Source organism: Escherichia sp. WS33 (assembly GCF_046486385.1).
Taxonomy (GTDB): Bacteria; Pseudomonadota; Gammaproteobacteria; order Enterobacterales; family Enterobacteriaceae; genus ECMA0423.
This window is the reverse complement of the sequence record NZ_JBJQLJ010000019.1, coordinates 82,407-102,381: the sequence shown is the minus strand read 5'-3', so window position 1 is coordinate 102,381 and position 19,975 is coordinate 82,407. Positions and strand designations below refer to the sequence as shown.

Genomic DNA, 19,975 nt, shown 5'->3' with positions numbered 1-19,975 from the left:
TCTGAGGCAGCACCTGGCACGGCTGGGACGGAAGTCGCTGTCGTTCTCAAAATCGGTGGAGCTGCATGACAAAGTCATCGGGCATTATCTGAACATAAAACACTATCAATAAGTTGGAGTCATTACCTCCTGGGCGTAGCGCTCTTCTTTTAGGGAAAACAGGAGAACCGCCGAACTATCTCTATTTATAATTTAATGTTATATCTGCCCCGATAAAACGGGGCAGATAATATGTTTAGTTTACTAACGGTCATTTTGCAGTGAAGCCATTTACTGTTTTTTATCGACCAGATAATCTGTTCTCTAATGTTAACTCCCCCTAACCTGTTGCTTTAGTTATTCATTTCCTGTCTCACTTTGCCTTAATACCCTACGTTAAATGTTACTAATTTGTTGCTTTTGATCACAATAAGAAAACAATATGTCGCTTTTGTGCGCATTTTTCAGAAATGTAGATATTTTTAGATTATGGCTACGAAATGAGCATCGCCATGTCACCCTACATCTCATAAGAGGATCGCTTCTGATGAATGCACTGACCGCCGTACACAATAACGCTGTCGATTCAGGCCAGGACTATAGCGGATTCACTCTCATCCCGTCGGCGCAATCCCCGCGTCTGCTGGAACTCACCTTCACCGAACAGACGACCAAACAGTTTCTCGAACAGGTTGCCGAATGGCCCGTGCAGGCGCTGGAGTACAAATCGTTTCTGCGTTTTCGGGTAGGCAAAATTCTTGACGATCTGTGTGCGAATCAGCTGCAACCATTGCTGTTGAAGACCCTGCTAAACCGTGCTGAAGGTGCGCTGTTGATCAATGCGGTGGGTATCGATGATGTGGCGCAGGCAGATGAGATGGTGAAGCTGGCAACGGCGGTAGCGCATCTGATTGGTCGCTCAAATTTCGATGCGATGAGCGGTCAGTATTACGCGCGTTTCGTGGTGAAAAATGTCGATAACTCAGACAGCTATCTGCGTCAGCCGCACCGCGTGATGGAACTGCACAACGACGGCACGTATGTCGAAGAGATCACCGATTACGTGCTGATGATGAAAATCGATGAGCAAAACATGCAGGGTGGAAATTCGTTGCTGCTGCATCTCGATGACTGGGAACATCTGGACCACTATTTCCGCCATCCACTGGCGCGTCGCCCGATGCGCTTTGCCGCGCCGCCGAGCAAAAACGTCAGCAAAGATGTTTTCCATCCAGTGTTCGACGTTGATCAACAGGGTCGCCCGGTGATGCGCTATATCGACCAGTTCGTCCAGCCAAAAGATTTTGAAGAAGGCGTGTGGTTGAGCGAGCTTTCCGATGCCATTGAAACCAGCAAAGGCATTCTTTCTGTACCCGTTCCCGTTGGCAAATTCCTGTTGATAAACAACCTGTTCTGGCTGCACGGTCGCGACCGCTTTACTCCGCACCCGGATCTGCGCCGTGAACTGATGCGTCAGCGTGGCTATTTCGCTTACGCCACTCACCACTACCAGACGCATCAGTAAGCGCAAAGGAATTGAGCGGATGTATGATTTTGTGATTATTGGCGGCGGCATCATCGGCATGTCGACCGCCATGCAACTGATTGATGTTTATCCGGATGCCCGCATTGCGTTGCTGGAAAAAGAGTCCGGCCCGGCCTGTCACCAGACGGGCCACAACAGCGGCGTGATCCATGCCGGGGTTTATTACACGCCCGGTAGCCTGAAGGCACAGTTTTGCCTGGCGGGAAACCGCGCCACTAAAGCCTTTTGCGATCAAAACGGCATTCGCTATGACAACTGCGGCAAGATGCTGGTCGCCACCTCTGAACTCGAAATGGAACGGATGCGCGCGTTGTGGGAACGCACGGCGGCAAACGGTATCGAGCGCGAGTGGTTAAACGCCGTGGAACTGCGCGAGCGCGAACCAAATATCACCGGGCTTGGCGGCATTTTTGTGCCGTCCAGCGGCATTGTCAGCTACCGCGAAGTCACAGCGGCGATGGCAAAAATTTTCCAGGCCAGAGGCGGTGAGATTATTTATAACGCCGAAGTCAGCGCCCTCAGTGAGCATAAAAACGGCGTGGTCGTCCGAACCCGTCAGGGCGGCGAATATGAAGCATCGACGCTGATTAGCTGTTCCGGGCTGATGGCTGACCGGCTGGTGAAAATGCTCGGACTCGAACCGGGTTTTATTATCTGCCCGTTCCGTGGCGAGTATTTCCGCCTTGCGCCGGAGCATAACCAGATTGTTAACCATCTGATTTACCCCATTCCCGACCCGGCAATGCCGTTTTTGGGCGTTCATCTCACCCGCATGATCGACGGCAGCGTGACCGTCGGGCCAAACGCGGTGCTGGCTTTCAAACGCGAAGGCTATCGCAAGCGCGACTTCTCATTTAGCGACACGCTGGAGATTTTGGGCTCGTCGGGGATTCGCCGGGTGCTGCAAAACCATCTACGCTCAGGACTGGGCGAGATGAAAAACTCGCTGTGCAAAAGCGGCTATCTGCGGCTGGTGCAAAAGTATTGTCCCCGGCTTTCGTTAAGCGATCTCCAGCCCTGGCCCGCCGGTGTGCGGGCGCAGGCGGTATCGCCGGACGGCAAGCTGATTGACGATTTTCTGTTTGTCACCACCCCGCGCACGATCCACACCTGCAATGCGCCCTCCCCGGCAGCGACATCAGCAATTCCTATTGGTGCGCATATTGTCAGCAAGGTACAAACGCTGTTGGCAAGCCAGAGTAACCCCGGACGCACGCTGCGAGCGGCACGTAGTGTGGATGCCTTACACGCCGCATTTAATCAATAACCTTTGAAAACAGGATGTAGCGATGAAACTTAACGACAGTAACTTATTCCGCCAGCAGGCGTTGATTAACGGGGAATGGTTGGACGCCAACGATGGTGAAGTCATCGACGTCACCAATCCGGCGAACGGCGACAAGCTGGGTAGCGTACCCAAAATGGGCGCGGATGAAACCCGCGCCGCTATCGACGCCGCCAACCGCGCTCTGCCCGCCTGGCGTGCACTCACCGCCAAAGAACGCGCCAACATTCTGCGCAACTGGTTCAATTTGATGATGGAGCATCAGGACGATTTAGCGCGCCTGATGACCCTCGAACAGGGCAAACCGCTGGCTGAAGCGAAAGGCGAAATTAGCTACGCCGCCTCCTTTATTGAGTGGTTTGCTGAAGAAGGTAAACGCATTTATGGCGACACCATTCCTGGTCATCAGGCCGATAAGCGCCTGATTGTTATCAAGCAGCCGATTGGCGTTACCGCAGCTATCACGCCGTGGAACTTCCCGGCGGCGATGATTACCCGTAAAGCCGGCCCGGCGCTGGCGGCAGGCTGCACCATGGTGCTGAAGCCCGCCAGTCAGACGCCGTTCTCTGCGCTGGCGCTGGCGGAGCTGGCGATTCGCGCGGGCATTCCGGCTGGCGTATTTAACGTGGTCACCGGTTCGGCGGGCGCGGTGGGTAACGAACTGACCAGCAACCCGCTGGTGCGCAAGCTGTCGTTTACCGGTTCGACCGAAATTGGCCGCCAGTTAATGGAACAGTGCGCGAAAGACATCAAAAAAGTGTCGCTGGAGCTCGGCGGCAACGCGCCGTTTATCGTCTTTGACGATGCCGACCTCGATAAAGCCGTGGAAGGCGCACTGGCCTCGAAATTCCGCAACGCCGGGCAAACCTGCGTCTGCGCCAACCGTTTATACGTGCAGGACGGCGTGTATGACCGCTTTGCCGAAAAATTACAGCAGGCGGTGAGCAAACTGCACATCGGCGACGGGCTGGAGAAAGGCGTCACCATCGGGCCGCTGATCGATGAAAAAGCGGTAGCAAAAGTGGAAGAGCATATTGCCGATGCCCTGGAGAAAGGTGCGCGTGTGGTTTGCGGCGGTAAAGCACACGAACGCGGCGGCAACTTCTTCCAGCCGACCATTCTGGTGGACGTTCCGGCCAACGCTAAAGTGTCGAAAGAAGAGACGTTCGGCCCCCTCGCCCCGCTGTTCCGTTTTAAAGATGAAGCCGATGTGATTGCACAAGCCAATGACACCGAGTTTGGTCTTGCCGCCTATTTCTACGCCCGTGATTTAAGCCGCGTCTTCCGCGTGGGCGAAGCGCTGGAGTACGGCATCGTCGGCATCAATACCGGCATTATTTCCAATGAAGTGGCCCCGTTCGGCGGCATCAAAGCCTCGGGTCTGGGTCGTGAAGGTTCGAAGTATGGCATCGAAGATTACTTAGAAATCAAATATATGTGCATCGGTCTTTAACTGGAGAACGCGAATGAGCAGCAATAAAGAGTTAATGCAGCGCCGCAGTCAGGCGATTCCCCGTGGCGTTGGGCAAATTCACCCGATTTTCGCTGACCGCGCGGAAAACTGCCGGGTGTGGGACGTTGAAGGCCGTGAGTATCTTGATTTCGCGGGCGGGATTGCGGTGCTCAATACCGGGCACCTGCATCCGAAGGTGGTGGCCGCGGTGGAAGCGCAGTTGAAAAAACTGTCGCACACCTGCTTCCAGGTGCTGGCTTACGAGCCGTATCTGGAGCTGTGCGAGATTATGAATCAGAAGGTGCCGGGCGATTTCGCCAAGAAAACGCTGCTGGTTACGACCGGTTCCGAAGCGGTGGAAAACGCGGTAAAAATCGCCCGCGCCGCCACCAAACGTAGCGGCACCATCGCTTTTAGCGGCGCGTATCACGGGCGCACGCATTACACGCTGGCGCTGACCGGCAAGGTGAATCCGTACTCTGCGGGCATGGGGCTGATGCCGGGTCATGTTTATCGCGCGCTTTATCCTTGCCCGCTGCACGGCATAAGCGAGGATGACGCTATCGCCAGCATCCACCGGATCTTCAAAAATGATGCCGCGCCGGAAGATATCGCCGCCATCGTGATTGAGCCGGTTCAGGGCGAAGGCGGTTTCTACGCCGCGTCGCCAGCCTTTATGCAGCGTTTACGCGCGCTGTGTGACGAGCACGGGATCATGCTGATTGCCGATGAAGTGCAGAGCGGCGCAGGGCGTACCGGCACGCTGTTTGCGATGGAGCAGATGGGCGTTGCGCCGGATCTCACTACCTTTGCGAAATCGATCGCGGGCGGCTTCCCGCTGGCGGGCGTCACCGGGCGCGCGGAAGTGATGGATGCCGTCGCTCCAGGCGGTCTGGGCGGCACCTATGCCGGTAACCCGATTGCCTGCGTGGCGGCGCTGGAAGTGTTGAAGGTGTTTGAGCAGGAAAATCTGCTGCAAAAAGCCAACGATCTGGGGCAGAAGCTAAAAGACGGATTGTTGGCGATAGCCGAAAAACACCCGGAGATCGGCGACGTACGCGGGCTGGGAGCGATGATTGCCATCGAGCTGTTTGAAGATGGCGATCACAGCAAACCGGACGCAAAACTCACCGCCGAGATCGTGGCACGCGCCCGCGATAAGGGCCTGATTCTTCTCTCCTGCGGCCCGTATTACAACGTGCTGCGCATCCTTGTACCGCTCACCATTGAAGACGCTCAGATCCGTCAGGGTCTGGAGATCATCAGCCAGTGTTTTGCTGAGGCGAAGCAGTAGCTATGTCCGTTTGTAAGAGTTAAACGTTGCTAAGGGAATGATAACGATGCAGTAAAAAATAATAACGATGAGGCGATCGACAAAGTTAAAAACGACTGCGGACTGTCCCCTCGCTCCTCTGGGGAGAGGGTTAGGGTGAGGGGTAATCACGCGGCTACACCCTCACCCCGGCCCTCTCCCTAAGGGAGAGGGAGAAAACTCTCCCGCTTTCGTTTTTAAGATTTTGTTGACCGTCTCAATTAAACGCGTGACCCGACGCGGGAAATGTCGGGGCGCTCTCCCAAGTGACACACTTTCGAGAGGATTCAGGATGGGGCAATCATCGCAACCACATGAGTTAGGCGGCGGGCTGAAGTCACGCCACGTCACCATGTTGTCTATTGCCGGTGTTATCGGCGCAAGTCTGTTTGTCGGTTCCAGCGTCGCCATCGCCGAAGCGGGCCCGGCGGTATTACTGGCCTATCTGTTCGCCGGATTACTGGTGGTTATGATTATGCGAATGCTGGCGGAAATGGCGGTTGCCACGCCCGATACCGGTTCGTTTTCCACCTATGCCGATAAAGCCATTGGCCGCTGGGCGGGTTATACCATCGGCTGGCTGTACTGGTGGTTTTGGGTACTGGTTATCCCGCTGGAAGCCAACATCGCCGCTATGATCCTGCACTCGTGGGTTCCAGGCATTCCCATCTGGTTATTTTCCCTCGTCATTACCCTCGCCTTAACTGGCAGTAATTTATTAAGCGTTAAAAACTACGGCGAATTTGAGTTCTGGCTGGCGCTGTGCAAAGTCATCGCTATCCTGGCCTTTATTTTCCTTGGTGCAGTCGCAATTAGCGGTTTTTACCCTTATGCCGAAGTGAGCGGGATCTCAAGATTGTGGGATAGCGGCGGCTTTATGCCCAACGGCTTCGGTGCGGTATTAAGCGCGATGTTGATCACCATGTTCTCGTTTATGGGCGCAGAAATTGTCACCATTGCCGCCGCGGAATCCGACACGCCGGAAAAACATATTGTCCGCGCTACCAACTCGGTTATCTGGCGTATTTCTATCTTCTATTTGTGCTCTATTTTTGTCGTAGTGGCGTTAATACCGTGGAATATGCCGGGGCTGAAAGCCGTTGGTTCTTATCGCTCGGTTCTGGAATTGCTCAATATTCCCCATGCGAAATTAATCATGGACTGCGTGATATTACTTTCCGTAACCAGCTGTCTGAACTCGGCGCTGTATACCGCGTCAAGGATGCTCTACTCCTTAAGCCGTCGCGGTGATGCGCCCGCGGTAATGGGCAAAATCAACCGCAGTAAAACCCCGTATGTGGCGGTGTTACTCTCCACCGGAGCGGCATTTTTAACGGTGGTGGTGAACTATTACGCACCTGCGAAAGTGTTTAAATTCCTGATAGACAGCTCCGGTGCTATCGCCCTGCTGGTTTATTTAGTCATCGCCGTTTCACAGTTGCGGATGCGTAAAATTCTGCGAGCAGAAGGAAGCGAAATTCGCTTGCGCATGTGGCTTTACCCGTGGCTCACCTGGCTGGTAATAGGCTTTATTACCTTTGTGTTGGTGGTGATGTTATTCCGCCCGGCGCAACAGTTAGAAGTGATCTCTACCGGCTTATTAGCGATAGGGATTATCTGTACCGTGCCGATTATGGCGCGCTGGAAAAAGCTGGTATTGTGGCAAAAAACACCCGTTCATAATACGCGCTGATAATGATCAGGAGTCACACCATGACCATTACGTCTCTGGATGGCTATCGCTGGCTGAAGAACGATATTATTCGCGGTAATTTTCAACCGGATGAAAAATTACGAATGAGTTTGCTGACATCGCGTTATGCACTTGGCGTTGGGCCGTTACGGGAAGCTCTTTCGCAACTGGTGGCGGAACGGCTGGTCACGGTGGTGAATCAAAAAGGGTATCGGGTGGCGTCTATGTCAGAGCAGGAGCTGCTCGATATTTTCGACGCCCGCGCCAATATGGAAGCGATGCTGGTCAGTCTGGCGATTGCCCGCGGTGGCGATGAATGGGAGGCAGACGTTCTCGCAAAAGCGCATCTGCTGAGTAAGCTGGAGGCCTGTGACGCCAGCGAGAAAATGCTTGATGAGTGGGATCTGCGTCATCAGGCGTTTCATACAGCAATTGTGGCGGGCTGTGGTTCTCACTATTTGCTGCAAATGCGTGAACGGTTGTTTGATCTGGCGGCGCGCTATCGATTTATCTGGCTGCGGCGAACGGTGCTTTCGGTAGAAATGCTGGAGGATAAACACGATCAGCACCAGACCCTGACTGCGGCGGTACTGGCGCGAGATACCGCGCGCGCCAGTGAGTTAATGCGCCAGCATTTACTGACGCCAATTCCCATTATCCAGCAGGCGATGGCTGGCAATTAACTACTCTTCCGGAATACGCAACACTTGCCCCGGATAAATTTTATCCGGGCTTTTTAGCATCGGTTTATTCGCTTCGAAGATTTTATTGTACAGATTAGCGTTACCGTAGACCTGTTTGGAAATGGCACTCAGAGTGTCGCCAGACTTAACGGTATAAAACTGGCTGGCAGTGGCTGGTGTCGCCGTTTTCACCTGATCATCAACACTGGCAATACCGGAAATATTCCCCACCGCAACAAGGATTTTCTCCTTCGCCTCCTGACTCAGGCCGTCACCAGTGACCGTCGCTTTGCCGTCGGCAATTTGAATGTTCACTTTATCGGCATCAGGTATACCGGTTTTGCTCAGATGCTCCTGCACCTTCTTCGCCTGATCGTCTTTATCGTGCTGACCTGTAACCGCGTCCCAGAGTTTTTCTCCGGCATCTTTCACAAAATTGAACAGACCCATAGCTACCTCATTCGTTAACGGAAACACTCAGAAAGTGTAGCAGAGGAACGCGGCGCGTTAACGCCGCGGGGGTGAGCACAGGTTTAATCGCGGGTTTGCACCCAGAACGCGTGAATCAAACCGGGGATATACCCAAGCAGTGTCAGCAGAATATTAATAATGAACGCCCAACCGAACCCTTTACCGAGCAGCACGCCGAGAGGCGGCAGAATGATGGTGATGACGATTCTCCAGAAACCCATATGTACTCCCTATAAGAAAATTACTCATTGTTTAAAAAGAGATTTTATCTCTTAAGCGTAGTAATTTTAGCGGAGCCTGCCAGTTTCAGCTTACGCTTTTACTCTCATTTACGCTGCTGATGCTGGTATATGTTGCATTTTTAGTTTAGAGTTTACTTAATTTAGAAAATACTTAAATAAATATGACTGAACTCGCGCAATTACAGGCCAGTGCCGAACAGGCAGCGGCCTTATTGAAAGCAATGAGCCATCCTAAACGATTGCTGATTCTGTGCATGCTTAGCGGTTCCCCCGGCACCAGCGCGGGAGAGCTGACGCGCATTACCGGACTGAGTGCCTCTGCGACATCACAGCATCTCGCTCGTATGCGGGACGAAGGGCTTATCGACAGCCAACGGGATGCCCAACGCATTCTATATTCCATTAAAAATGAGGCGGTAAATGCCATTATCGCCACCCTGAAAAATGTCTATTGTCCGTAAGGAGTCACTATGGCTTTGACAACCATTTCGCCGCATGATGCACAAGAATTAATCGCACGCGGCGCAAAGTTAATCGATATTCGTGATGCTGATGAATATCTTCGTGAACATATTCCTGAAGCAGATCTGGCTCCATTATCCGTGCTGGAACAGTCAGGTCTTCCACCTAAATTACGTCGCGAGCAAATTATATTCCACTGCCAGGCAGGTAAACGCACCAGTAATAACGCCGATAAATTAGCAGCGATTGCCGCCCCCGCAGAAATATTTTTACTCGAAGATGGGATTGATGGCTGGAAAAGAGCTGGATTGCCAGTAGCGGTAAATAAATCTCAACCCTTGCCGTTAATGCGCCAGGTGCAGATCGCTGCGGGTGGTTTAATATTAATCGGCGTTGTACTGGGTTATACCGTAAATAGCGGTTTCTTCTTATTAAGTGGCTTTGTTGGTGCCGGGTTACTGTTTGCAGGAATCAGCGGTTTTTGTGGAATGGCAAGGTTGTTAGATAAGATGCCGTGGAACCAACGAGCTTGAGAAGCGACGCCGGACGCGCCCTAGCAGCGACATCCGGCCTCAGTAATTAGATCAGGAAATCGTCGAGAGATTTACCTTCTGCCAGCGCCTGAGCAATTGGCTTCGGTGTACGGCCCTGACCGGTCCAGGTTTTAGTTTCACCGTTAACATCGGTGAATTTATATTTCGCCGGACGCGGCTGGCGTTTTTTACCAGCGCGTGGTGCAGCAGCAGAGCTATTACCCAATAACTCTTCCGGGTTAATTCCGTCAGCCTTCATCAGCTCCAGCCAGGTGCTAATTTTTTCCTGACGCTCAGCCAGTTCACGCTGCTGCTGTTCTTCTTCTTCACGTCTTTCTTTAGTGACAACCCTGAATTTTTCGAGCATTTCTTCAAGAACGTCAATGGAGAATTCGCGAGCCATCGCACGGAGGGTGCGAATGTTATTTAAACTTTGTAACATTACGGACATAATAAAGAAAACCTTTTAACGCCAAAACAAAAAAGTATTTCGTCGCGTAGTGTAAGCGATCACTTATTATATTTCCACAAAATTTAATCTATTTACAGTCCTGCGCGAGATTATTTCAGCTGTTATTTTCTGAAACTCTCAGAATAATTTCAAGATTATATATTAGCCATTTTGATGAGTAATTTAGATTATTGGTGAACAGAGTGGCGCTCTCTGCTCGCTAATTCCGCAAGCCTGACAAAACCGAAGTGAATAAAAATGCAATATAACAGAATAAAAGAAAACACCCCTCACTGGTGCTTTCTGCTGTTAATGTACATTTTCTGGCATAAAAAATGCTGTAAATGACACGGTCACGACATACACCGAATTCTCTACGCTTATAGCGTTACCTCACCCCCAAACTTTCATTAGTGAAATTAAAGGCAAGGTCATATCTAATTGATTTAATTGAAAATAAATCATATCGGCATGTAAAAATCCACAATGTACAAAAAACGAGCCGTTACGGAATATTTTATCTACAAAAACTGACTAAATAAAAATTTTTCACTAATTGAATAGTCATAGCCAGCGATATACGCTATGCGAAAATGCAGATGACAATGAGATCCACTGCTTTCATCTCCATTAACATCCCATTACGCTTTTATTAAGGAGCATTAGCATGTTCTCACCGCAGTCACGCTTGCGTCATGCAGTTGCAGATACGTTCGCGATGGTTGTTTACTGTTCTGTCGTGAACATGTGTATTGAAGTTTTCCTCTCCGGAATGAGCTTCGAACAGTCTTTTTATTCCAGATTGGTAGCGATTCCGGTGAACATCTTAATTGCATGGCCATACGGTATGTACCGCGATCTGTTTATGCGCGCGGCACGCAAAGTTAGCCCGTCGGGCTGGATAAAAAATCTGGCTGATATCCTGGCTTATGTGACGTTCCAGTCACCGGTGTATGTGGCGATCTTGTTAGTGGTGGGCGCAGACTGGCATCAGATTATGGCGGCGGTCAGTTCAAACATCGTTGTTTCGATGTTGATGGGGGCGGTTTATGGCTACTTCCTCGATTATTGCCGCCGACTGTTTAAAGTCAGCCGTTACCAGCAGGTAAAAGCCTGACTCTTCTTTTCGCGACTGGCATCGCCAGTCGCGTCTTTAACTGGCTTCGCCAAATAAACCATTCAAATAACGTTCAAGCGCAACACGCGAACTGAAGCCATGCGGGATACCGTAATGCTCGTGTCGCTCGCCTGCTAAATAGAGCGGAAATTGCTGGTAATGATCGCAAGTTTTAATATCGGAAGCGGGTTCAGCCAGTGTTGAACTGCGTTCTTTTAATGTTGGATGAATTACCAGAGCGGTACGTCCCATTCGCGCTTCGCGATTAACATAGACATAATTTTCCCCACGGCGGTAACCATACGCTTTCTGGGTTACCACATCGACAGTAAAACCGACTTTTTCAAGTACGCGCGCCACCTCGTCTGGTCGTAAATACATATTTGATCCTCGTTATTATCAACCGCGGGCCTACCTTACCTGATTGCGCATTCACAACGCTTTCAGAAAAGTCCATAAAGCCGCGATGAACCTCAGTTAAGAAAATTATGGTCTACACTGAAAATTACATCGAATTCTAATGGGGGATCATATGTTTAACCGACCGAACCGCAACGACGTTGATGATGGCGTGCAGGATATCCAGAATGATGTCAATCAATTAGCTGACAGCCTCGAATCTGTATTAAAGTCCTGGGGCAGCGACGCCAAAGGGGAAGCTGAAGCCGCACGCAGTAAAGCTCAGGCATTGCTGAAAGAAACCAGGGCGCGAATGCATGGTCGTACTCGCGTCCAGCAAGCCGCACGCGATGCCGTTGGCTGCGCGGATTCTTTTGTTCGTGAAAGACCCTGGTGTAGCGTGGGTACAGCAGCTGCGGTAGGTATTTTTATCGGCGCACTGTTAAGCATGCGCAAATCGTAGTGCAAAAATGATAATAAATACGCGTCTTTGACCCCGAAGCCTGTCTTCGGGGTTTCTTTTTGCCTGGTGAATCACAAAAATCCCCCTACCCCGTCACGCTCATATCCAGGGTAATTTCGACCACTATTTGCTATATATTGTGTGGTTGAATCTTTTTTCAACTACATCTAGTATCTCTGTATCAACAGAGAGACAACCCGACGCGTATCATCGCGCCGTATCTTCATTTTAAACGGAAATACGAATCATGCGCATTACTATTTACACTCGTAACGATTGCGTTCAGTGCCACGCCACCAAACGGGCGATGGAAAACCGGGGCTTTGATTTTGAAATGATTAATGTCGATCGCGTTCCTGAAGCGGCGGAAGCGCTGCGTGCTCAGGGCTTTCGTCAGTTGCCGGTAGTGATTGCTGGCGATCTTAGCTGGTCTGGTTTCCGCCCGGACATGATCAATCGTCTGCATCCAGCGCCACACGCGGCCAGTGCATGAGCCAGCTCGTCTACTTTTCCAGTAGCTCCGAAAATACGCAGCGTTTTATCGAACGTTTAGGACTGCCCGCGGTGCGCATCCCGCTCAATGAGCGGGAACGGATTCAGGTAGACGAGCCTTACATCCTGATCGTGCCCTCTTACGGCGGCGGCGGTACGGCTGGCGCGGTGCCACGACAGGTAATTCGCTTTTTAAACGACGAGCACAACCGGGCGTTGCTTCGCGGCGTTATTGCTTCGGGTAATCGCAACTTTGGTGAGGCGTATGGCCGCGCCGGAGATGTGATTGCCCGGAAATGCGGCGTGCCGTGGCTGTACCGTTTTGAACTCATGGGTACGCAAAGCGATATCGAAAACGTTCGTAAAGGAGTAACCGAATTTTGGCAACGACAACCGCAGAATGCCTGACGCAGGAAACGATGGATTACCACGCGCTGAATGCGATGCTTAACCTCTACGATAGCGCAGGTCGCATTCAGTTCGATAAAGACCGCCAGGCCGTTGACGCCTTTATGGCGACGCATGTGCGTCCGAACAGTGTGACCTTCAGTAGCCAGCAGCAGCGCCTGAACTGGCTGGTCAACGAAGGTTACTATGATGAAAGCGTTCTTAATCGCTACTCTCGCGACTTTGTCATTACGCTGTTTGCCCACGCACACACCAGCGGTTTTCGTTTCCAGACATTCCTCGGGGCATGGAAGTTTTACACCAGCTATACGTTGAAGACATTCGACGGTAAACGTTATCTGGAAGATTTTGCCGATCGAGTCACGATGGTGGCGCTGACGCTGGCACAAGGCGATGCGACGCTGGCGTTGCAACTGACCGATGAAATGCTGTCAGGACGCTTTCAGCCAGCCACGCCGACATTCCTCAACTGCGGTAAGCAGCAGCGCGGCGAACTGGTTTCCTGTTTTTTGCTGCGTATTGAAGACAATATGGAGTCGATTGGTCGGGCGGTAAATTCCGCACTGCAACTGTCGAAACGCGGCGGCGGCGTAGCATTTTTGCTGTCGAATCTGCGGGAAGCGGGCGCGCCAATTAAACGTATTGAAAATCAATCTTCTGGCGTAATTCCGGTGATGAAAATGCTGGAAGACGCATTTTCCTATGCCAACCAACTCGGCGCTCGTCAGGGGGCTGGTGCAGTCTATTTACATGCTCATCATCCCGATATTCTGCGTTTTCTCGACACGAAACGGGAAAATGCCGACGAAAAAATCCGCATTAAAACACTGTCGCTTGGCGTGGTGATCCCGGATATCACTTTCCATCTGGCCAAAGAGAATGCGCAGATGGCGCTGTTTTCGCCCTATGACGTTGAGCGAGTTTATGGCAAGCCGTTTGCCGATATCGCCATTAGCGAACACTATGACGAACTGGTTGCCGATGAACGCATCCGCAAAAAATACCTCAACGCCCGTGATTTCTTCCAGCGACTGGCAGAAATCCAGTTTGAGTCCGGCTATCCCTACATCATGTATGAAGACACGGTAAACCGTGCTAACCCTATCGCCGGGCGCATAAATATGAGTAATCTATGCTCAGAAATTTTGCAGGTTAACAGCGCCTCAGAGTATGACGAGAATCTCGACTATGCCCGTACAGGCCATGATATTTCCTGCAATTTAGGTTCGTTGAATATTGCCCACACCATGGATTCCCCCAACTTTGCCCGCACGGTAGAGACTGCCGTACGCGGTTTAACGGCGGTGTCAGATATGAGTCATATCCGCAGCGTGCCGTCCATCGAAGCCGGAAATGCCGCCTCACACGCCATCGGGCTGGGGCAGATGAATTTACACGGTTATCTGGCGCGAGAAGGCATCGCTTATGGTTCGCCGGAAGCACTGGATTTCACCAATCTCTATTTCTATACCATCACCTGGCACGCACTGCGTACCTCGATGTTGCTGGCACGCGAACGCGGTGAAACCTTCGCCGGGTTCAAACAGTCACGCTATGCCAGTAGTGAATATTTCAGCCAATATCTGCAAGGGAACTGGCAGCCGAAAACGACGAAAGTTGGCGAACTGTTTGCCCGTAGCGGTATTACGTTACCTACCCGTGAGATGTGGGCGCAACTGCGCGACGACGTGATGCGCTACGGCATTTATAACCAGAATCTTCAGGCGGTGCCGCCAACCGGTTCTATCTCTTATATCAACCATGCTACGTCGAGTATTCATCCGATTGTGGCGAAAGTAGAGATACGCAAAGAGGGCAAAACAGGACGCGTTTACTACCCTGCCCCGTTTATGACTAACGAGAATCTGGCGCTGTATCAGGATGCTTACGAAATCGGCGCAGAAAAGATCATCGACACCTACGCGGAAGCGACTCGCCATGTCGATCAGGGTTTGTCGCTGACGCTGTTTTTCCCCGATACCGCCACCACTCGCGATATCAACAAAGCGCAGATTTACGCCTGGCGCAAAGGTATCAAAACGCTCTATTACATTCGCCTGCGTCAGATGGCGCTGGAAGGCACTGAAATTGAAGGCTGCGTCTCCTGTGCACTTTAAGGAATATCTATGAAACTCTCACGTATCAGCGCCATCAACTGGAACAAGATATCTGACGATAAAGATCTGGAGGTGTGGAATCGCCTGACCAGCAATTTCTGGCTACCAGAAAAGGTGCCGCTGTCGAACGATATTCCTGCCTGGCAGACATTAACTGTCGTAGAACAACAACTGACGATGCGCGTTTTTACTGGCCTGACGCTGCTCGACACGCTGCAAAATGTTATCGGCGCGCCTTCGCTGATGCCCGATGCACTCACGCCTCATGAAGAAGCGGTATTATCGAATATCAGCTTTATGGAAGCGGTTCATGCCCGCTCTTACAGTTCGATTTTCTCGACGCTGTGTCAGACCAAAGATGTCGATGCCGCCTACGCCTGGAGTGAAGAAAACGCACCGTTGCAGCGAAAAGCTCAGATTATTCAGCAACATTATCGCGGTGATGATCCGCTGAAAAAGAAAATCGCCAGTGTGTTTCTTGAATCTTTTTTGTTCTATTCCGGTTTCTGGCTGCCGATGTATTTTTCCAGCCGCGGAAAGCTGACCAATACCGCAGATCTGATCCGTCTGATTATCCGCGATGAAGCAGTCCACGGTTACTACATAGGCTATAAATATCAGAAAAACATGGAAAAGATATCTCTGGGACAACGTGAAGAGTTGAAGAGTTTCGCCTTCGATTTGTTGCTGGAACTCTACGACAACGAGTTGCAATACACCGATGAGCTGTACGCCGAAACCCCGTGGGCTGACGATGTGAAAGCGTTTCTCTGTTACAACGCCAATAAGGCTTTGATGAATCTGGGCTACGAACCGTTATTTCCCGCAGAAATGGCGGAAGTGAATCCGGCAATCCTCGCCGCGCTTTCGCCGAATGCCGATGAAAATCACGATTTCTTTTCCGGTTCAGGCTCCTCTTATGTGATGGGGAAAGCGGTTGAAACAGAAGATGAAGACTGGAATTTCTGAGGGTGTTATTTTCAAAAATATCACTACCCGCAGCAGGGAAATAATTCCCGCCAAATAGCTTTTTATCACGCAAATATTCTGTAGTGATCTACACTGATACTCTGTTGCATTATTCGCCTGAAACTACAATATTCAGGCGTTTTTTCGCTATCTATGACAAAAAATATCAACTTTTCTCGATTTGCTCTCAGCCCTTATATCACGGGAAATTCCGGCGATTTGCTCGCATCAATATTCATGCCACATTTGCCCTCAGGGGTTGCCTCAGATTCTCAGTATGTTAGGGTAGAAAAAAGTGACTATTTCCATTGGGTAATATATCGACATAAACAAATAAAGGAATCTTTCTATTGCATGGCAATTAAATTAGAAATTAAAAATCTTTATAAAATATTTGGCGAGCATCCACAGCGAGCGTTCAAATATATCGAACAAGGACTTTCGAAAGAACAAATTCTGGAAAAAACTGGGCTATCGCTTGGCGTAAAAGACGCCAGTCTGGCCATTGAAGAAGGCGAGATATTTGTCATCATGGGATTATCCGGCTCGGGTAAATCCACAATGGTACGCCTTCTCAATCGCCTGATTGAACCCACCCGCGGGCAAGTGCTGATTGATGGTGTGGATATTGCCAAAATATCCGATGCCGAACTCCGTGAGGTGCGCAGAAAAAAGATTGCGATGGTCTTCCAGTCCTTTGCCTTAATGCCGCATATGACCGTGCTGGACAATACTGCGTTCGGTATGGAATTGGCCGGAATTAATGCCGAAGAACGCCGGGAAAAAGCCCTTGATGCACTGCGTCAGGTCGGGCTGGAAAATTATGCCCACAGCTACCCGGATGAACTCTCTGGCGGGATGCGTCAACGTGTGGGATTAGCCCGCGCGTTAGCGATTAATCCGGATATATTATTAATGGACGAAGCCTTCTCGGCGCTCGATCCATTAATTCGCACCGAGATGCAGGATGAGCTGGTAAAATTACAGGCGAAACATCAGCGCACCATTGTCTTTATTTCCCACGATCTCGATGAGGCTATGCGTATTGGCGACCGAATTGCCATTATGCAAAATGGTGAAGTGGTACAGGTCGGCACACCGGATGAAATTCTCAATAATCCGGCGAATGATTATGTCCGTACCTTCTTCCGTGGCGTTGATATTAGTCAGGTATTCAGTGCGAAAGATATTGCCCGCCGGACACCGAATGGCTTAATTCGTAAAACCCCTGGCTTCGGCCCACGTTCGGCACTGAAATTATTGCAGGATGAAGATCGCGAATATGGCTACGTTATCGAACGCGGTAATAAGTTTGTCGGCGCAGTTTCCATCGATTCGCTTAAAACCGCGTTAACGCAGCAGCAAGGTCTTGATGCGGCGCTGATTGATGCGCCGTTAGCAGTCGATGCACAAACGCCTCTTAGCGAGTTGCTCTCTCATGTCGGACAGGCACCCTGTGCGGTGCCCGTGGTCGACGAGGACCAACAGTATGTCGGCATCATTTCGAAAGGAATGCTGCTGCGCGCTTTAGATCGTGAGGGGGTAAATAATGGCTGATCAAAATAATCCGTGGGATACCACGCCAGCGGCGGACAGTGCCGTGCAATCCGCAGACGCCTGGGGTACACCGGCGACTGCACCGACTGACGGCGGTGGTGCTGACTGGCTGACCAGTACGCCTGCGCCAAACGTCGAGCATTTTAATATTCTCGATCCGTTCCATAAAACGCTGATCCCGCTCGACAGTTGGGTCACTGAAGGGATCGACTGGGTTGTTACCCATTTCCGTCCCGTCTTCCAGGGCGTGCGCGTTCCGGTTGATTATATCCTCAACGGTTTCCAGCAGTTGCTGCTGGGTATGCCCGCACCGGTGGCGATTATCGTTTTCGCTCTCATCGCCTGGCAGATTTCCGGGGTCGGAATGGGCGTGGCGACGCTGGTTTCGCTGATTGCCATCGGCGCAATCGGTGCCTGGTCGCAGGCAATGGTTACTCTGGCGCTGGTGTTAACCGCCCTGCTGTTCTGTATCGTCATCGGTTTGCCGTTGGGGATCTGGCTGGCGAGAAGTCCGCGAGCGGCGAAAATTATTCGTCCACTGCTTGATGCCATGCAGACCACGCCAGCGTTTGTTTATCTGGTGCCAATCGTCATGCTATTTGGTATCGGTAACGTGCCGGGCGTGGTGGTGACGATCATCTTTGCTCTGCCGCCGATTATCCGTCTGACCATTCTGGGGATTAACCAGGTTCCGGCGGATCTGATTGAAGCCTCGCGCTCATTCGGTGCCAGCCCGCGCCAGATGCTGTTCAAAGTTCAGTTACCGCTGGCGATGCCGACCATTATGGCGGGCGTTAACCAGACGCTGATGCTGGCCCTTTCTATGGTGGTCATTGCCTCGATGATTGCCGTCGGCGGGCTGGGTCAGATGGTACTTCGCGGTATCGGTCGTCTGGATATGGGGCTTGCCACCGTTGGCGGCGTCGGGATTGTGATCCTCGCCATTATCCTCGACCGCCTGACGCAGGCCGTTGGGCGCGACTCACGCAGTCGCGGCAACCGTCGCTGGTACACCACTGGCCCTGTCGGTCTGCTGACCCGCCCATTCATTAAGTAACTCTGCACTTGCCCGGTAACGCCGGGCATATCACCCTGCCAAAAAAAGGAATAACAATGCGACATAGCGTACTTTTTGCGACAGCGTTTGCCACGCTTATCTCTACACAAACTTTTGCTGCCGACCTGCCGGGCAAAGGCATTACAGTTAATCCAGTTCAAAGCACCATCACCGAAGAAACCTTCCAGACACTGCTGGTCAGTCGTGCGCTGGAGAAATTAGGTTATACCGTCAATAAACCCAGCGAAGTAGATTACAACGTTGGCTACACCTCGCTTGCTTCCGGCGATGCAACCTTCACCGCCGTGAACTGGACGCCGCTGCATGACAACATGTACGAAGCTGCCGGTGGCGATAAGAAATTTTATCGTGAAGGGGTATTTGTTAACGGCGCGGCACAGGGTTACCTGATCGATAAGAAAACCGCCGACCAGTATAAAATCACCAACATCGCACAACTGAAAGATCCGAAGATCGCCAAACTGTTCGATACCAACGGCGACGGTAAAGCGGATTTAACCGGTTGTAACCCTGGCTGGGGCTGCGAAGGTGCCATCAACCACCAGCTTGCCGCGTATGAACTGACCAACACCGTGACGCATAATCAGGGGAACTACGCAGCGATGATGGCCGACACCATCAGTCGCTACAAAGAGGGCAAACCGGTGTTTTATTACACCTGGACGCCGTACTGGGTGAGTAATGAGCTGAAGCCAGGGAAAGATGTGGTCTGGTTGCAGGTGCCGTTCTCCGCACTGCCGGGCGATAAAAATGCCGATACCAAACTGCCGAATGGCGCGAATTACGGCTTCCCGGTCAGCACCATGCATATCGTTGCCAACAAAGCCTGGACCGAGAAAAATCCGGCGGCAGCCAAACTGTTTGCCATTATGCAGTTGCCAGTGGCCGATATTAACGCCCAGAACGCCATTATGCATGACGGCAAAGCCTCAGAAGGCGATATTCAGGGCCACGTTGATGGCTGGATCAAAGCCCACCAGCAGCAGTTCGATGGCTGGGTGAATGAGGCGCTGGCAGCGCAGAAGTAATTTTTATTCAGGCGGATAAGGCGTTTTTGCCTCATCCGCCGCTCTGTACACAATGCCTGATGCGACGCTGACGCGTCTTATCATGCCTACAAAATACACTCATTCGTATGGCGGATAAGGCGTTTTCGCCGCATCCGCCGTTCTGTGCACAATGCCTGATGCGACGCTGGCGCGTCTTATCATGCCTACAAACCACATCGCACATTTCAACAATCTATCTTTCATCCCATATTCATC

22 protein-coding genes are annotated in these 19,975 nt (G+C 51.4%); 18 read left to right on the top strand and 4 right to left on the bottom strand.

The window, feature by feature from the left end:
* The 7 genes from ACJHXA_RS16280 to csiR all read left to right on the top strand — a co-directional run.
* A partial coding sequence (locus ACJHXA_RS16280; protein WP_001691633.1) for an IS1 family transposase occupies nt 1–112 on the top strand: 112 nt, incomplete at its 5' end.
* A 414-nt stretch (nt 113–526) separates the two neighbouring features.
* Complete coding sequence (glaH, locus tag ACJHXA_RS16275) at nt 527–1,504, top strand: glutarate dioxygenase GlaH (protein WP_000993087.1); 978 nt, start codon at nt 527–529, stop codon at nt 1,502–1,504.
* A gap of 19 nt (nt 1,505–1,523) precedes the next feature.
* The gene (gene lhgO, locus ACJHXA_RS16270) at nt 1,524–2,792 is read left to right on the top strand and encodes an L-2-hydroxyglutarate oxidase (RefSeq protein WP_000271986.1); all 1,269 of its coding nucleotides are present in this window, start codon (nt 1,524–1,526) and stop codon (nt 2,790–2,792) included.
* Between the two features lie 22 nt (nt 2,793–2,814).
* A complete protein-coding gene (gene gabD, locus ACJHXA_RS16265) occupies nt 2,815–4,263 on the top strand; it encodes an NADP-dependent succinate-semialdehyde dehydrogenase (RefSeq protein ID WP_000772827.1) in 1,449 nt (482 codons plus the stop codon).
* Nucleotides 4,264–4,276: 13 nt separating this feature from the next.
* On the top strand, nt 4,277–5,557 hold the full coding sequence (gene gabT, locus ACJHXA_RS16260; RefSeq protein WP_000097641.1) for a 4-aminobutyrate--2-oxoglutarate transaminase: 1,281 nt from the start codon (nt 4,277–4,279) through the stop codon (nt 5,555–5,557).
* Between the two features lie 310 nt (nt 5,558–5,867).
* Nucleotides 5,868–7,268, top strand: a complete 1,401-nt coding sequence (gabP, locus tag ACJHXA_RS16255; protein WP_001295173.1) for a GABA permease — start codon at nt 5,868–5,870, stop codon at nt 7,266–7,268.
* Between the two features lie 20 nt (nt 7,269–7,288).
* Nucleotides 7,289–7,951: a DNA-binding transcriptional regulator CsiR gene (gene csiR / locus ACJHXA_RS16250; protein ID WP_000156811.1), complete on the top strand. Its 663-nt coding sequence runs from the start codon at nt 7,289–7,291 to the stop codon at nt 7,949–7,951.
* On the opposite strand, the gene kbp is transcribed toward csiR, so the two are convergent.
* Both kbp and ACJHXA_RS16240 read right to left on the bottom strand, forming a co-directional pair.
* A complete protein-coding gene (gene kbp, locus ACJHXA_RS16245; protein ID WP_000522424.1) occupies nt 7,952–8,401 on the bottom strand; it encodes a potassium binding protein Kbp in 450 nt (149 codons plus the stop codon).
* An 83-nt stretch (nt 8,402–8,484) separates the two neighbouring features.
* A complete protein-coding gene (locus tag ACJHXA_RS16240) occupies nt 8,485–8,643 on the bottom strand; it encodes a YqaE/Pmp3 family membrane protein (protein ID WP_000508177.1) in 159 nt (52 codons plus the stop codon).
* Between the two features lie 182 nt (nt 8,644–8,825).
* On the opposite strand from ACJHXA_RS16240, the gene ACJHXA_RS16235 reads away from it, so the two are divergent.
* Together ACJHXA_RS16235 and ygaP are read left to right on the top strand one after the other, a co-directional pair.
* Nucleotides 8,826–9,125, top strand: a complete 300-nt coding sequence (locus ACJHXA_RS16235) for an ArsR/SmtB family transcription factor (RefSeq protein WP_000137280.1) — start codon at nt 8,826–8,828, stop codon at nt 9,123–9,125.
* Between the two features lie 9 nt (nt 9,126–9,134).
* Nucleotides 9,135–9,659, top strand: a complete 525-nt coding sequence (gene ygaP, locus ACJHXA_RS16230; RefSeq protein ID WP_001229467.1) for a thiosulfate sulfurtransferase YgaP — start codon at nt 9,135–9,137, stop codon at nt 9,657–9,659.
* Nucleotides 9,660–9,705: 46 nt separating this feature from the next.
* Here ygaP and stpA read toward each other — a convergent pair whose 3' ends face one another.
* The gene (gene stpA / locus ACJHXA_RS16225; RefSeq protein ID WP_000115383.1) at nt 9,706–10,110 is read right to left on the bottom strand and encodes a DNA-binding protein StpA; all 405 of its coding nucleotides are present in this window, start codon (nt 10,108–10,110) and stop codon (nt 9,706–9,708) included.
* Between the two features lie 667 nt (nt 10,111–10,777).
* On the opposite strand from stpA, the gene alaE reads away from it, so the two are divergent.
* Nucleotides 10,778–11,227 carry an L-alanine exporter AlaE gene (gene alaE, locus ACJHXA_RS16220; RefSeq protein ID WP_000492656.1) on the top strand — a complete coding sequence of 150 codons (450 nt, stop codon included), beginning with the start codon at nt 10,778–10,780 and terminating at the stop codon, nt 11,225–11,227.
* Nucleotides 11,228–11,263: 36 nt separating this feature from the next.
* Here alaE and ACJHXA_RS16215 read toward each other — a convergent pair whose 3' ends face one another.
* Entirely contained in the window at nt 11,264–11,608 is a 345-nt protein-coding gene (locus ACJHXA_RS16215; protein WP_000281320.1) for a DUF2002 family protein, read from the bottom strand.
* Between the two features lie 151 nt (nt 11,609–11,759).
* Between ACJHXA_RS16215 and ACJHXA_RS16210 the strand changes: the two genes are divergently transcribed.
* From ACJHXA_RS16210 to proX, 8 genes are all read left to right on the top strand, one after another.
* Complete coding sequence (locus ACJHXA_RS16210) at nt 11,760–12,089, top strand: DUF883 domain-containing protein (RefSeq protein ID WP_001295174.1); 330 nt, start codon at nt 11,760–11,762, stop codon at nt 12,087–12,089.
* A gap of 247 nt (nt 12,090–12,336) precedes the next feature.
* Nucleotides 12,337–12,582 (top strand): glutaredoxin-like protein NrdH, encoded by a 246-nt coding sequence (nrdH, locus tag ACJHXA_RS16205; protein ID WP_001223227.1) that lies wholly within the window; start codon nt 12,337–12,339, stop codon nt 12,580–12,582.
* Nucleotides 12,579–12,989 carry a class Ib ribonucleoside-diphosphate reductase assembly flavoprotein NrdI gene (nrdI, locus tag ACJHXA_RS16200; RefSeq protein ID WP_000080947.1) on the top strand — a complete coding sequence of 137 codons (411 nt, stop codon included), beginning with the start codon at nt 12,579–12,581 and terminating at the stop codon, nt 12,987–12,989. The genes nrdH and nrdI overlap by 4 nt, the downstream gene beginning before the upstream one ends.
* Nucleotides 12,962–15,106: a class 1b ribonucleoside-diphosphate reductase subunit alpha gene (nrdE, locus tag ACJHXA_RS16195; protein ID WP_000246540.1), complete on the top strand. Its 2,145-nt coding sequence runs from the start codon at nt 12,962–12,964 to the stop codon at nt 15,104–15,106. Before nrdI ends, nrdE begins: the two co-directional genes overlap by 28 nt.
* Before the next feature lie 9 nt (nt 15,107–15,115).
* Complete coding sequence (gene nrdF / locus ACJHXA_RS16190; RefSeq protein WP_000777969.1) at nt 15,116–16,075, top strand: class 1b ribonucleoside-diphosphate reductase subunit beta; 960 nt, start codon at nt 15,116–15,118, stop codon at nt 16,073–16,075.
* Nucleotides 16,076–16,429: 354 nt separating this feature from the next.
* Entirely contained in the window at nt 16,430–17,632 is a 1,203-nt protein-coding gene (proV, locus tag ACJHXA_RS16185; RefSeq protein WP_000985494.1) for a glycine betaine/L-proline ABC transporter ATP-binding protein ProV, read from the top strand.
* Nucleotides 17,625–18,689 (top strand): glycine betaine/L-proline ABC transporter permease ProW, encoded by a 1,065-nt coding sequence (gene proW / locus ACJHXA_RS16180; protein ID WP_000774996.1) that lies wholly within the window; start codon nt 17,625–17,627, stop codon nt 18,687–18,689. Before proV ends, proW begins: the two co-directional genes overlap by 8 nt.
* Nucleotides 18,690–18,745: 56 nt before the next feature.
* Nucleotides 18,746–19,738, top strand: a complete 993-nt coding sequence (gene proX, locus ACJHXA_RS16175; protein ID WP_001216527.1) for a glycine betaine/L-proline ABC transporter substrate-binding protein ProX — start codon at nt 18,746–18,748, stop codon at nt 19,736–19,738.
* Nucleotides 19,739–19,975 lie beyond the last annotated feature (237 nt).